This window comes from Pseudoalteromonas shioyasakiensis (genome assembly GCA_013391845.1).
GTDB lineage: Bacteria > Pseudomonadota > Gammaproteobacteria > Enterobacterales > Alteromonadaceae > Pseudoalteromonas > Pseudoalteromonas apostichopi.
The window spans coordinates 2,038,881-2,053,354 of sequence record CP058414.1 but is presented as its reverse complement, the minus strand read 5'-3'; the positions used below and the strand labels follow the sequence as shown (position 1 = coordinate 2,053,354).

Genomic DNA, 14,474 nt, shown 5'->3' with positions numbered 1-14,474 from the left:
TTAATCACCTTGGCTTTGGTCGTCAACTTCAACGCCCTCAGGAATGGTAAATTCAAAGGTTTGAGTTGCAAGTGCTTCGTTTACTTTAGCATCTTTAAAGGTAAATAAAGACTGCTGACCAGAGGTATCTAATACTGTCAGTGATGCTAGTCCTTGCTCTTGAGCATTAAAGCTAATGTCTAACTTTTCAACTTGGCTCTCAACGCCTTTGTTTGGTGTTACGCTAAAGCCTGCATCGGTTGCCACAACTTGGTATTTAGCCCATTGCTCAGGATCTTTAGAGGTCAACAATACAAACGGTGTTGAATCAATCAAGCTGTGGGTATTCATAATCGTTACTTGCTCAGCAAAGCTATCGAAGTAATAAGTTTTGTCGCCATTAGATACAAACAAGGTATCGTCTGGGCTTTGCTGTTGCCAGCGGATCATCATAGGTTGTTGAAGAGCAATATTCCCTTCACCTTGCATGATAGCTTCGCCTTGCGAATCGGTAACTTGCTGCGAAAACTCTGCTTTAAAACTTTTAATCGCAGCCAGTTGTTGTTGCAATGCTTCGCTGTCGTCTGCAAAACTTTGACCGCTTAATAAACAACCCATAATTAGGGCTAGGTATTTAATTTTTTTCATTAATTTGCTCCACCATTTGGCACTAAGACTTCGCGGGCACCGTTATGTCCTGGTGCGCTAACAATGCCTGATGTTTCCATTTGTTCAACTAAACGAGCTGCGCGGTTATAACCTACACGAAGCTTACGCTGTACACTCGATACCGACACTTTGCCGGTTTCAATTACAAATGATACTGCTTCATCGTAAAGCGGATCTGACTCTTCATCACCGTCTTCACTGGTTTCTCCTGGTAGTAGAATTTCTTCTGTGGCATCGCCACTCAAAATTTCATCTATATAATTTGGTTTGCCACGTTTTTTCCAATCATCTACGACCGCATGAACTTCGTGGTCGTCAACAAACGCGCCATGCACACGCACTGGTACACTAGTACCTGGTGGTAAGTAAAGCATGTCACCCATACCAAGTAAGTTTTCAGCACCTTGCTGATCTAAAATGGTACGCGAATCAATTTTACTTGAAACTTGGAACGCCATACGTGTTGGAATATTCGCTTTAATCAAACCTGTAATAACGTCAACCGATGGGCGTTGTGTTGCTAACACTAAGTGAATACCTGCAGCACGGGCTTTTTGTGCGATACGTGCAATCAGCTCTTCCACTTTTTTACCCACGATCATCATCATGTCGGCAAATTCGTCAATAACCACCACAATACTTGGTAGTTTATCTAGCTCTTCAGGGCCATCGGCCATACCGTCGGTATCTTTAAACAGTGGATCTAGAATTGGTTGACCCGCTTCTTTGGCATCCAACACTTTTTGGTTGTAACCTTTTAAGTTACGCACCCCAAGTGCCGACATCAGCTTATAACGACGTTCCATTTCGCCTACACACCAACGCAATGCATTGGCTGCTTCTTTCATGTCAGTAACAACTTCACATAATAAATGTGGGATGCCTTCGTACACAGAAAGTTCAAGCATTTTCGGGTCGATCATGATCATACGAACATCATCAGGGCCCGATTTGTATAGTAAGCTTAATATCATTACATTAACGCCCACTGACTTACCTGAACCAGTTGTACCCGCAACAAGTAAATGTGGCATTTTGCCAAGGTCAGCACACACTGGCTCGCCAGCAATGTCTTTACCTAACACCATAGTCAGTGGTGATGGGTTTGATTCAAATTTAGGTGCGTTAATAACTTCACTTAAACGCACGATTTCACGATGTTTGTTAGGTAACTCTAAACCAACATAAGTTTTACCCGGAATAACTTCTACAACACGTACGCTTACTGCAGAGAGTGAACGCGCTAAATCTTTAGCTAAGCCAGTGATTTTAGCTACTTTAATACCCGGCGCTAAATCAAGCTCAAAACGCGTTACAACCGGACCTGGGTATACACCCACAACCGCAGCTTGAATGTTAAAGTCAAGTAATTTGGTTTCAACTAAACGAGAAATACCATCTAATTCTTCTTGTGATAATGGGTTTTTCGCTTTATCTGGACGATCTAATAAATCCAGCGATGGTAACGGATTTACAGGCGGTTGCTCTTCGAGCAAGGCTTCGAATTTTTCTTTCGCTGTTGGTGGTGGCTGATACGCAGGTTTTGGTTTAGGCATTGGGCGAGCAGGCGAAACAACCGTTGTTACAGGCTTTTCTTGCTCTACTACAGGGCTCTGATCAAGCGCATTAAGTGCCGATACGGTATCGAATGATTCTTCATCAAGAGCACTGAATCCAATTTCTTGGTCAAGAATATCATCAAGCTCATCAAAGCCTTTGAAGTCTTCATCTGCTTTTTCAGCAGACTTTTGCTGTTGCTTGGTCGCTTTTGGCTCATCTTCATCAGCATCATTGAAGCTAATAGCTGGCTCGTTTTCTGGTTCTACAAAGTTGGCGTCAGGCTCTGTGGTGGCGACATCTTTAACTGCTTCTTTTTCACGGTGCATCCAAGCAGAAAATTGCTCACGTAAAAAGTAGAATAATTTCATTACCCACTTGCCGACAAAATCGACAAATTGCACCCAAGAAATCCCCGTTAATAGGGTTAATCCAGCAAAGAAAAAGCACAGTAATAGAATCGAGGTGCCGGTAAAATTAAAGGTCGGCATCATTGCTGTTGCAATGACATCCCCTACTACCCCACCAGATGAGAAGTTATAAATATCGTCGAAGTTAATGCTGCTAATGGCAGTCGCTGAAGTAATAAACAGCGCAAAGCCAATGACACGTAAGGCAAGTGTGGTGTAATCAAGCTGAAAAATACGATGTGGCTGTTTAAACAATAAATAACCAAATAATTGAATAGCAACAGGGACTAAATAAGCAAGCCAGCCAAAAGTGAGTAATAGGATATCTGCAACCCAGGCCCCCGCAGTGCCGGTAATATTCTTAACATTAACAAATTCACCGGTTTGCGACCATGAAGGGTCGGCAGGATCAAAACTGATTAATGCACATAAAATAAATACTGCAGCAAAGGTGCTGATGATTAGCCCCGTTTCTAACAGTCTTTGAACACCATTTAGGCGCATAGCTCCCTATTCCTTATTATTCTTTACTGATCGATTAGCAGTGAAATACCTTAGCAGGAAATGCCGTTTGATGCACTTTATCTTAGCCTTGATGGACTGATAATGAACAAGTTTTTGTTACTCTATGTGTATTTTAACAGTTTAAGCAATATATGGGCGAATAATGACCCCTTCTTCACCTTTTACTTCTTCCATTACCACATACGTTCGGCTTTCACTGACATTAGGTAGTTTTAGTAGAATATCGCCTAGTACATTTCGATATTCCGACATATCATTTACCCGCGTTTTTAATAAAAAGTCGAAATTACCCGACACCAAGTGACATTCAATAATTTCGTCGTGCTTTTTAACAGCGGCGTTAAACTCTTCGAACACATCAGGTGATGTTTTGGTGATGGTCACTTCTACATAAACGGATAAACCCTGCCCAAGCTTAGCAGGATCTACTACCGCTTTATATCCGAGTATATACCCCTCCCTTTCAAGCTTTTTTACACGCTCTAAACACGGGGTGGCACTTAGCCCTACACGCCTTGCCAGCTCTACGTTAGAGATCCGACCATCGTGCTGTAATTCCATTAATATTTTACGGTCTATTCTGTCGAGTAATTGATGCATAAGCCAAACCAGAGTTTTGCACTGTTTTTAAGTTATTTTTAGATTATATCACTAGAAGCTCATTAAAAAAAGGTGAGACACACTGGCTAGTCATGAATATAATAGTCAAAAATTTTATCCCGTTCTATTAAGGCGAAAAACTATGATTATTGGTGTACCTAAAGAAATCAAAAACCATGAATACCGTGTAGGTATGGTTCCTGCGAGTGTTCGTGAACTAGTAAACCATGGCCACCAAGTGTTTGTTGAGACTGATGCTGGTATGGGCATTGGCTTTACGAATGAAGATTATATTGCGGCTGGTGCTGAAATTTTACCAACAGCAGCAGACGTTTTTGCTAAAGCTGAAATGATCGTTAAAGTAAAAGAGCCACAAGCTGTTGAGCGTGCTATGTTACGCGAAGACCAAATTCTATTTACTTACCTTCACTTAGCACCGGATCTTCCACAAACTGAAGACCTTGTTAAAAGTGGCGCAGTATGTATCGCTTACGAAACAGTAACTGATTCACGTGGCGGTTTACCACTTCTAGCTCCTATGAGTGAGGTTGCAGGTCGTATGTCTATTCAAGCTGGTGCACAAGCGCTTGAAAAAGCAAACCACGGCCGTGGTATGTTACTTGGTGGTGTACCAGGTGTTGAGCCAGCTAAAGTAGTTGTTATCGGCGGCGGCATGGTTGGTCGTAGCGCAGCGCAAATGGCTGTTGGCCTAGGTGCTGATGTTGTTGTTCTTGACCGTAACATCGATGTATTACGTGCATTAGATGCGCAGTTCGGTAATAAAGTTAAAGCTATCTACTCTACAGCTGACGCGTTAGAAAAACACGTACTAGAAGCTGACCTTGTGATCGGTGGCGTATTAATCCCTGGTGCTGCAGCGCCTAAACTAGTAACGGCTGAGCACATCAAAGCAATGAAACCTGGTTCTGCAATCGTTGACGTTGCAATCGACCAAGGTGGTTGTATCGCAACTTCTAAAGCGACAACTCATGCTGATCCTACTTTCATCGTTGATGAAGTTGTTCACTACTGTGTTGCTAACATGCCAGGTGCTGTACCACGTACTTCGACGTTTGCACTTAACAACGCAACATTACCGTTCATCATCAACCTTGCTAACAAAGGCTACAAGAAAGCGCTTCTTGACGATGCAAACTTCTTAAAAGGCTTAAACGTGATCAAAGGCCAAGTTACTTATAAAGAAGTAGCTGAAGCTTTCAACATGGAATATGTTGACCCACGTACAGCTGTTGAAAATGCTTAATTAGCATTGTGAAACAAAAAAAGCAGCGATATCGCTGCTTTTTTTTATGCCAGTTTGCAAATAAATCGCTTTATCTGCAAACCGCTATATTATTGATTAACGACGCTTAGTTTGTTTAGCGCGTTGATTGTGCTTTTTAACCGCCTTACGAATTTGGTTAATTTTAGCACGCTTGTCTTTACGCTTTTCAGGAATAACCGACAGCTTAGTTTGCGTTTCGCGGCCTAGTTGTACTGTTTTACGTAAATAGTTTACCGTATCTAAATCAAGCTCAGCCCAACCACCTTGAGGTAAGCGCTTATCAAGCTCTAACTTACCGTAACGAATACGGATAAGACGCGATACTTCAACATCTTGTGATTGCCATAAACGACGTACTTCGCGGTTACGACCTTCAGTTAATGTGACATTGAACCAACGATTGATCCCCTCACCACCCATAGGTTTGATGTTCAAGAATTTTGCAGGGCCATCATCAAGTTCAACACCTTTTGTTAAAGTGCGCAGCGTATCATTAGTTACTTCGCCAAATACACGAGCAGAGTATTCACGCTCTACTTCGTAACTTGGGTGCATTAAACGATTTGCAAGTTCACCGTCATTGGTGAACAGCATTAAACCTGCGGTATTAATATCTAAACGACCTACCGCTATCCAGCGCTCGCCATCAACACGTGGTAAGCGATCAAATACCGTACGGCGGCCTTCGGGATCTTTACGTGTACATAACTCACCTTCTGGTTTGTTATACATAAGCACACGACAAATACGGTCAGCTTTGTCTTCAATTTTTACCACGTGACCGTCAACACGAATCACATCGGTTGTTTCTACACGGTCGCCTAAACGCGCCACTTTACCATTCACGCTCACGCGGTTGGCATCGATGTATTTTTCCATTTCACGACGTGAACCCACGCCTGCACGGGCTAATACTTTTTGTAACTTTTCAGTTTCTAAATTACTCATTCAGATAGTTCTCTCACAGAAGGATCGCTCAATAGCTGGTTGATTTTACTCTCCTGAAGTTCAGGTAATGGTGGTAATTCATCTAAACCAGCTAATGAAAAATAGTCTAAGAAAGCGGATGTTGTTGCATACAAAGCAGGGCGACCTGGCACTTCTTTGTGGCCCACAACCCTTACCCACTCTCTTTCTAATAAGGTTTTAATAATCCCTGAGCCAACGGTTACTCCCCGTACTTGTTCAATTTCACCACGGGTAATAGGTTGCCTGTAGGCAATCAAGGATAAAGTTTCTAATAGTGCTCTTGAGTATTTAGGTGCGCGCTCTTGCCATAAGTTTGCCAGCCAAGGTGCTAAACTCGCACAGGCCTGAAATCTATAACCGCTACCTACTGCAACAAGCTTGATACCTCTGGTTTGATAATGCGTTTGAATCTGTTCAATTGCATTATTAATGCGTGGCATAGATACGCTTAAATCAGCTAATACTGTTTCTTTTAAATGCCGTTTAGACACGGGTTTTCCAGCAACAAAAATCGCAGCTTCTATGATTTCGACTAACTGTTCATCACTGATACGTTTTGTGGCCATCGTTACTAAAGGTCATTTTAAATCACTAACGCTCTATTATGACAGAAGTCAGCCAAGGTTGGAAAAATTATTATAAAAAAGCCAGTGTAAAACACTGGCTTTGGGGGATATTTCAAAAATGAATAATGAAATTAGCTGTTTTTAACCATTTCAAGGGCATCATCTTCGGCAACATCGCTGCCATATTTGCTAATGTAGTTGATAAATTCAGTACGACTTACACGCTTATCTTTGTTGCTATCCATATAGCCAAAATGATTTGCGATGTCGTCGTCATCTGCTTCTTCAATTGATACATAACCATTTTTATCGTTATCTAACGATTTAAAGTCATTTTCGATGCGGTCAAATCTAGCGATTTCTGCTTTAAATGCTGATTCAGACACCTCGCTATCAGTTGCCACTTTACCTGTATTTAACTGCATATAAGTATTAAATTCAGTGCGGCTAATTTGCTCATCCATGTTGGTATCGATATTTGAAAAATGATCCCAAATTGCATCGTCATCAGCTTCTACTTTAGAGATATAACCGTCATTGTCATTATCTAGGCTACCAAAATCACTGTCGATTTTTGCTAAAGAGTTACTTGCAGAACATGCTGATAGGCTTAATGCTGCCAAAATTGTTGATGCTAGAGTTAACTTGTTCATAAGACATTTCCTTGTAGTCGATTAGATTCACTTTGACTATTACAAGTTGAATGCCAAAATGTCTTACTGACTAAAATCAAGCACTTACTAAACAGTTAAGCTAAGGTTAAGCCTATGATTTAGCAAGCTTTTCATAGCTTGCTGTAATTTTTTCATAAAAAAAGCGCTCATAAGAGCGCTTTTCCATATAGCCATAATATCGCTATTAGATAGCTGCGTTTTGGTAACGCTTAACGAAATCTGTTACTGCTTCGCCATTACATTTTAAAGTATTTAAGTTACCAATTTTTTCACGCACAGGTGTTAAACCTTTTTTAAGTGCAGTGATGCAAAGTTGAGTTTCTTTTTGCTCATTTTTAGCAAACACTTCAACTGCTGCTTTAGCTGCTTCTTGTGATTGTGCTTTTTTAGCAATGTCACGAATGTCAGTACCGTTACATAAAATGCTTTTTGAAAAACGTGACATTGAAATGCCATGCTTTGCTGCTTCTTTACGTGCAGCGGTAAACCCTTCGTTCGCACTTAAGCTACATAACTTTGATTCAATACGGTTATCAGCTGAAAAGTAGTGCGGGTTGCTTGCTAATGAGCCAAATGAGATACATGCAAGAGAAAGCATCACTAATTGTTTTTTCATGGTTTACCTTTAAATAGTACATAATATGAACGGATGGTTTGCGCGCATTATATAAACAAAAATAAGTAGATCAACTGAATTATTTATTTAATTTAATAATTAATAGTGAGTTAACAATGTTTTTAAATTAAGCAGCAATTGATCAACATTTACCCAATTTGATTTTCGTAATTAGCTCATGAATAAGCCCTAGTTTGATGATAGAATTGCGCTAAACACTGAAACAAAAATAATAGGTGCACCATGAAGGTAATCTCATTCAACATTAACGGCCTGCGCGCCCGTTTACACCAGTTGCAAGCCGTAATTGATAAACATCAACCAGATATTATTGGCTTACAAGAAATCAAAGTGCATGATGAGGCCTTCCCTCTCGAAGACGTGCAAAAAATGGGTTATCACGTTTATTTTCACGGTCAAAAAGCGCACTACGGCGTGGCTATGTTATGTAAGCAAGAACCAAAATCAGTCGTTAAAGGCTTTGCAACCGATACTGACGAGTCACAGCGCCGTATGATCAGTGTTACTGTGACACAAGAAAATGGCCGTGAATTAACGGTGATGAATGGCTATTTCCCGCAAGGCGATAATATTGCCCACGAAACCAAGTTCCCATATAAGCGTCAGTTCTACAAAGATTTAATGACCCATTTAGAAGATAACCACACGCCTGAGCAAGATGTTATCGTGATGGGCGATATTAATATTTCACCGACCGATCTCGACATTGGTATTGGTGAACCAAACCGTAAGCGCTGGTTAAAAACAGGTAAGTGTTCGTTCCAACCAGAAGAGCGTGAATGGCTAAGCACTTTATTAAACTGGGGCTTTAAAGATACATTCCGAGAGCTTTACCCAGAAAAAACCGAGCAATATTCGTGGTTTGATTACCGCTCAAAAGGTTTTGATGACAACCGCGGTTTACGTATTGATGTGATCTTAGCAACTCCAGCGCTTGCTAAACGTTGTGTTGAGTCTGGTATCGATTACGAATTACGTGGTATCGAAAAGCCATCTGATCATGCCCCAATTTGGTCAACTTTTAACGCATGATAGACACTATGCAATGGCAGCTTCCTTTGTGGAGCTGTGTGGCTTTAATACTTTGGCTGAGTTTCGATAAACAAAGCGCATCACAATTATTGGCAACACCAATAAGACAAGTTGGTGTACTCGCTTGTGCTTTAGTACTTGCAGTACTGTGGCGTATTAAAGCGGGGATATTGCCAGGCCTCGAATTGCATATTTTAGGGGTCACTGCAGTGACCCTGATTTTAGGTTGGCGACTGGCCATTTTTGCAAGCCTTCTTGCAAGTTTACTCTTGGTATTAGTCGCTCAGCTGCCAATATCAATACTGCCAGTGCATTTATTGTTTACTGCTTTTTTACCAGTTACGTTAAGCTATTTGTGTTTTGTGCTTTGCTATAGCTATCTGCCAAGGCACTTTTTTATTTATATCTTTTTATGCGCGTTTTTAACCGCTGCTGTTATTGCCTGTATCAAAATACTTACCAGTGGTGTGTTTTATTACTTGCTTGGTGATTACAGTTTTATTGAAATTTCAGAAAACTATCTGATTCTTTGTGCCATAATTTGGTTTCCTGAAGCAATGCTCAATGGCATGGCTATTACCTTGATGATCACCTATCGCCCTCACTGGGTTAAAACCTTTTATGATAAGGACTATTTAGACTCATGAGTCTTCACTATCACTGCCCGCTTTGCAAACTTGAACTTACTCTAACCGACAAAACTTACCGTTGTGACAACAATCACAGTTTTGATATCGCCAAAGAGGGTTATGTCAATTTACTTCCCGTGCAAAATAAAAAGTCTAAACAACCAGGAGATAACCTTGAAATGGTGCAGGCTCGCCGCGCATTTTTAAGTGCCGGGCACTATTTGTTTTTACAGCAAGCTTTAGCAGATTTAGTGACATCACTCGAACCAACTTCAGTGATTGATTTAGGCTGTGGTGAAGGCTTTTACACTCAAGCAATAGCAACGCAATCGAGTGCCGATGTCTATGGTGTCGATATTTCGAAACCCGCGGTAAAATACGCTGCTAAGCGATATGAAAATGCGCATTTTAGCGTTGCCTCAATTAGCCAAGCCCCTTTTGCAGATGCCAAAGCGGATGTGCTTGTTAGTGTGTTTGCACCACTATTTGCACAAGAACTTGCCCGCCTTGCCAAACCACAAGCTAGCTTAATTGTTGCAAGCCCTGGCCCTTGGCACCTAAAAGAGTTAAAAGCATTTATTTATTCCGATGTTAAACCACATACAGAGATAGAACCATCAGCGGGTTTCAGCAAAGAGTCGACGAATTTACTAGAGCAACAGGTGTTGTTATCTGTCGATGAGATTAAACATTTAATTATGATGACGCCGTTTGCATGGAAGTTTCGCCCAGAGCATTGGCAGCAGATAGAGCAGCAAGGCCCACAAAAAATTACGTTATCGTTTTATGTGAGCCAGTTTATTCGGGATTAAAAATGCTCTTTAGTGAAGGCTTTGTCCATTTTTTCGAACATATCCTTTAACAGTTGAGCTAAATCTATATAGCGTGGTTTTTCAGTCGTTAATTGTGACTGATAACCATGCGCCTTCATTTTACTGTGCAATTCTGTATACCAACTTAGCATCGCTGGTTCTAATCTGGTTTGAGCACGTCTTCCTAACCACAACAAACCTTGCAGCGGAAGTGACAAAAAGAATAGCGCAATAGTGATAGCTTGGGGAAAATAATCACTGCCCAAGTAATTAACTTGCATGAATACGGTCAGCATTGCCAAAATTGGCATCACAGTAATTGCCAGATCAGTAGCTTTGATCACTCTAAATTCGGCAAACAATGGAGCGAGCTCTTGTCGCATCGGCCATTTTTTAGCGTACTGACGACCTGTTTGCACTTGTGACATGACACCTTTTTGCATCATCACTCCTAGGGTTTTCATCTCGTTTCACAACCGAGTGTAACACACTCCCGGATACAATCCCTGCAAAACCTGTCCTAGTTCTAATACCAAATTAATGGCAATGAGACTAACGTTTAAAGTCTAAATGAGATAAAATGTTATCGGCTTAAGTCAACTAGACTTTAGTGTAATTACAGCCTAGCTTTGTTAAGTGTAGCAACAAAATACTTATTTACTATACTGGCAAAGAATTCTAATTATCAAGCCTTAATACACACTGACTGATATCGTACTTTTAGGACCTAGCTATGCCGAAGCACCTTTGCTCACCACATCACGTTTTAGTACTAAACTGTGGTAGTTCGAGTTTAAAATTTGCCATTTTAGATGCCACCACTTCTGACGAAGTTATTTCAGGGTTAGCTGAACGCCTTGGATCAGATACGCCTTCAATAAAATATAAATATAATGGTGAAAAACAACTTATTGAACTTGCAAAAGGACAAGCCCATGATGCAGCAATTAATAAACTTGTTTACCTGGTCAAAAACTTAGGTCTTGAGGATAAGTTAGTTGCCGTGGGCCATAGGGTCGTACATGGTGGCGAACATTTTACCGAGTCAGTATTAATTGATAATGACGTATTAATAGAAATCGAGAAAACGGCAGCATTAGCGCCTTTACATTATCCAGCGAATTTATTAGGTATTCGCACCGCACAGCAAGCGTTCTCGACACTACCACAAATTGCGGTGTTTGATACTGCGTTTCATCAAACTATGCCAAAAATTGCCTACTTATATGCATTACCTTACTCGCTTTATAAAGAACATGGTGTAAGACGTTATGGTTTCCATGGCACGAGCCATTATTATGTTGCCGGTGAAGCGGCGAAATTACTCGGCAAAGAACGCCAGCAAACTAATGTGATCAGTGCGCATTTAGGTAATGGTTGTTCTGTGTGCGCTATTAAAGATGGTAAGAGTGTTGATACCAGTATGGGGCTTACCCCACTGGAAGGCTTAGTCATGGGTACGCGCAGTGGTAGCATCGATCCTGGTTTATTCACCTTTTTGACTCAACAACTTAATTATTCAGTTCAAGAAATTGATGATTTGTTGAATAAACAAAGTGGTCTGTTAGGCATTAGTGAATTATCAAATGACTGTCGCACTATTGAAGAAGCGGCTGTTGAAGGCCACCCACAAGCAAACCTTGCTCTCGATATTTTCTGTTACCGCTTAGCAAAACAAATTGCTGCGTTCTTGGTGCCTCTGCAACGCCTTGATGCGCTTATTTTTACCGGTGGCATTGGTGAAAACTCAGACATCATTCGTGACAAAGTGATTTCACACTTAGGCTTTTTAGGCCTTGAGTGTGATGAAGCTGCTAACTTGGCTGCTCGCTTTGGTAAAGAAGGCCTAATTTCAAAAGGCCAAGCGCATGTTAAAGCGTTTGTGATCCCAACAAATGAAGAATGGGTTATTGCTAACGATGCAGCCCGCATTGCAAAGGAGGCTTAAGTAAATGGCACGTAGAATTATGTTGATCCCTATTTCAACTGGGGTTGGTTTAACGTCTGTTTCTGTTGGTTTGGTACGTGCGCTAGAGCAAAAAGCGCTTAAAGTTAACTTTTTCAAACCCATTGCACAGCCACGCTCTGGCGATACAGGCCCAGAAAAGTCGACGCAAATTGTTACCCATGGCTCGCCAATTAATCCACCGACACCATTCGATTTGAGCTATGCAGAGCAAATGATTGGTGATGGTAAAGGCGACGACTTACTAGAAGAAATCGTAGAGCGCTTTGAAAGCACCATTAAAGAAGACGAAATCGCCATTATCGAGGGTATGGTGCCAACACGTCGTCAGCCTTATGCTGGACGCGTAAACCGTGAAATTGCGCAAACGCTAGGTGCTGATATTGTTTTTGTTTTAACGCCTAGTAATGATAGCAATGACCAAATTGAAGACCGTTTAGAAATCGCCTCTGGCAACTATGGCGGTGTTAATCACCCTCGCGTGTTAGGCTGTATTTTCAATAAAGTAAATGCGCCATTGGATGACGAAGGTCGTGCACGTGCAGATCTTGTTGAGGCCCATGAACCTGAACAACTCGAGAACGAATTAAACCGTTTAGCATCGCTGCCTATTTTCAGAAAGCACCCATTTAAGTTATTAGGCTCAATTCCTTGGGATTTTGACCTAGTAGCACCGCGTGTACGAGATTTATGTGAATACTTAAAAGCTGAAGTAATTAACGAAGGTGACATGGCTCACCGCCGTTTACGTCGCGTCACTTTCTGTGCCCGTACAGTGTCGAATATCTTAAGCCACTTTACCCCTGGAGCATTGCTGGTAACTCCTGGCGATCGCTCTGATGTATTAGTTGCAGCTTGTTTATCAGCCATGAATGGCACCAAGCTTGGGGCAATTTTATTAACTGGTGGTTTTAAACCTGAAGATCGCATTATGAAATTATGTGAACAAGCGATGGATACAGGTTTACCAATTATCGCAACAGAAGAAGATACGTGGCGTACCTCACTGTTACTGCATAACTTCAATATGGAAGTGCCTTGTGATGATGATCAACGCATCGATAAAGTAAAAGATCACAACGCCAGCCATATTGACTCAGACTGGTTAGACAGCCTTGCACAAAGTGTTGGTCGTACTCGTAAAATGTCTCCTCCAGCATTTCGCTTCTTACTAACGGATAAAGCCCGTCAAGCGAATAAAACGGTTGTTTTACCAGAAGGTAATGAGCCACGTACTATTAAAGCTGCTGCTATTTGTGGTCAACGTGGTATTGCTAAAACAATCCTTCTTGGCGATAAAGAAGAGATTTTACGTATTGCTGAACAACAAGGTGTTGAGCTTAACGATAACGTAACCATTATTGAGCCAGCTGATGTAATCAACGATTACGTGGCGCCTATGGTAGAGATTCGTAAAAACAAAGGCTTAACAGAAGTGGTCGCACAAGAGCAATTACTAGATAACGTAGTACTTGGCACCATGATGCTTGAACAAGGTAAAGTAGACGGCTTGGTGTCAGGTGCTGTTAACACAACAGCTAACACGATTCGCCCACCGCTACAATTGATTAAAACGGCTCCGGGTTCATCGTTAGTATCATCGGTATTCTTTATGCTATTACCTGATCAAGTACTTGTTTACGGTGACTGCGCTATCAATCCAGATCCTACCGCTGAGCAATTAGCTGATATTGCTATTCAATCGGCTGATTCAGCTGCCGCATTTGGCATTGAACCTCGCGTTGCAATGATCAGCTACAGCACGGGTACGTCAGGCTCAGGCGCTGATGTAGAGAAAGTCCGTGAAGCCACTAAGCTTGCCCAGCAAAAGCGCCCAGACTTAGTGATTGATGGCCCGCTTCAATACGATGCAGCTATTATTGAAAATGTAGCAATTAAGAAAGCACCCGATAGCCCTGTGGCAGGTAAAGCAACTGTGTTTGTATTCCCAGACTTGAATACTGGTAATACAACTTACAAAGCAGTACAACGTAGTGCTGATTTAATTAGTATTGGCCCGATGCTTCAAGGTATGCGCAAGCCGGTAAATGACTTAAGTCGTGGTGCATTAGTAGACGATATTGTTTACACCATTGCCCTTACAGCGATTCAAGCTAAGCAAGTCGAAAGCATAGAAAATTAACCCTTCAAAATTTAGGCTAAT

Annotated in this window: 14 protein-coding genes; 6 read left to right on the top strand and 8 right to left on the bottom strand. The window is 41.4% G+C overall.

Annotation, left to right across the window (positions count from 1 at the left end; all coding sequences use genetic code 11):
* The 3 genes from lolA to lrp form a co-directional block, all read right to left on the bottom strand.
* A complete protein-coding gene (gene lolA / locus HYD28_09380) occupies positions 1-627 on the bottom strand; it encodes an outer membrane lipoprotein chaperone LolA (protein QLE09146.1) in 627 nt (208 codons plus the stop codon).
* Positions 627-3,119, bottom strand: coding sequence for a DNA translocase FtsK 4TM domain-containing protein (locus tag HYD28_09375; protein ID QLE09145.1), 2,493 nt, complete (start codon positions 3,117-3,119; stop codon positions 627-629). Before HYD28_09375 ends, lolA begins: the two co-directional genes overlap by 1 nt.
* 141 nt (positions 3,120-3,260) lie before the next feature.
* Positions 3,261-3,740 (bottom strand): leucine-responsive transcriptional regulator Lrp, encoded by a 480-nt coding sequence (lrp, locus tag HYD28_09370; protein QLE09144.1) that lies wholly within the window; start codon positions 3,738-3,740, stop codon positions 3,261-3,263.
* Between the two features lie 142 nt (positions 3,741-3,882).
* Between lrp and ald the strand changes: the two genes are divergently transcribed.
* Positions 3,883-5,004, top strand: coding sequence for an alanine dehydrogenase (gene ald, locus HYD28_09365; GenBank protein ID QLE09143.1), 1,122 nt, complete (start codon positions 3,883-3,885; stop codon positions 5,002-5,004).
* A gap of 96 nt (positions 5,005-5,100) precedes the next feature.
* Here ald and rluB read toward each other — a convergent pair whose 3' ends face one another.
* The 4 genes from rluB to HYD28_09345 form a co-directional block, all read right to left on the bottom strand.
* Entirely contained in the window at positions 5,101-5,973 is an 873-nt protein-coding gene (gene rluB / locus HYD28_09360; protein ID QLE09142.1) for a 23S rRNA pseudouridine(2605) synthase RluB, read from the bottom strand.
* On the bottom strand, positions 5,970-6,560 hold the full coding sequence (gene scpB / locus HYD28_09355) for an SMC-Scp complex subunit ScpB (GenBank protein QLE09141.1): 591 nt from the start codon (positions 6,558-6,560) through the stop codon (positions 5,970-5,972). The genes rluB and scpB overlap by 4 nt, the downstream gene beginning before the upstream one ends.
* Positions 6,561-6,691: 131 nt before the next feature.
* Entirely contained in the window at positions 6,692-7,213 is a 522-nt protein-coding gene (locus tag HYD28_09350; GenBank protein ID QLE09140.1) for an EF-hand domain-containing protein, read from the bottom strand.
* 205 nt (positions 7,214-7,418) lie between these two features.
* A complete protein-coding gene (locus tag HYD28_09345; protein QLE09139.1) occupies positions 7,419-7,850 on the bottom strand; it encodes an exonuclease III in 432 nt (143 codons plus the stop codon).
* A 243-nt stretch (positions 7,851-8,093) separates the two neighbouring features.
* On the opposite strand from HYD28_09345, the gene xthA reads away from it, so the two are divergent.
* From xthA to HYD28_09330, 3 genes are read left to right on the top strand one after another with little or no spacing between them, the layout of a single operon-like run.
* Positions 8,094-8,903, top strand: coding sequence for an exodeoxyribonuclease III (xthA, locus tag HYD28_09340; protein QLE09138.1), 810 nt, complete (start codon positions 8,094-8,096; stop codon positions 8,901-8,903).
* Complete coding sequence (locus HYD28_09335; protein QLE09137.1) at positions 8,900-9,550, top strand: energy-coupling factor ABC transporter permease; 651 nt, start codon at positions 8,900-8,902, stop codon at positions 9,548-9,550. Before xthA ends, HYD28_09335 begins: the two co-directional genes overlap by 4 nt.
* Positions 9,547-10,344 (top strand): methyltransferase domain-containing protein, encoded by a 798-nt coding sequence (locus HYD28_09330; protein QLE09136.1) that lies wholly within the window; start codon positions 9,547-9,549, stop codon positions 10,342-10,344. Before HYD28_09335 ends, HYD28_09330 begins: the two co-directional genes overlap by 4 nt.
* Here HYD28_09330 and HYD28_09325 read toward each other — a convergent pair.
* Positions 10,341-10,787, bottom strand: a complete 447-nt coding sequence (locus HYD28_09325; protein ID QLE10527.1) for a DUF412 domain-containing protein — start codon at positions 10,785-10,787, stop codon at positions 10,341-10,343. The genes HYD28_09330 and HYD28_09325 overlap by 4 nt on opposite strands.
* Positions 10,788-11,077: 290 nt before the next feature.
* Between HYD28_09325 and HYD28_09320 the strand changes: the two genes are divergently transcribed.
* Entirely contained in the window at positions 11,078-12,292 is a 1,215-nt protein-coding gene (locus HYD28_09320; protein QLE09135.1) for an acetate kinase, read from the top strand.
* Positions 12,293-12,296: 4 nt separating this feature from the next.
* The gene (gene pta, locus HYD28_09315) at positions 12,297-14,453 is read left to right on the top strand and encodes a phosphate acetyltransferase (protein ID QLE09134.1); all 2,157 of its coding nucleotides are present in this window, start codon (positions 12,297-12,299) and stop codon (positions 14,451-14,453) included.
* The last annotated feature ends 21 nt before the right edge of the window (positions 14,454-14,474 follow it).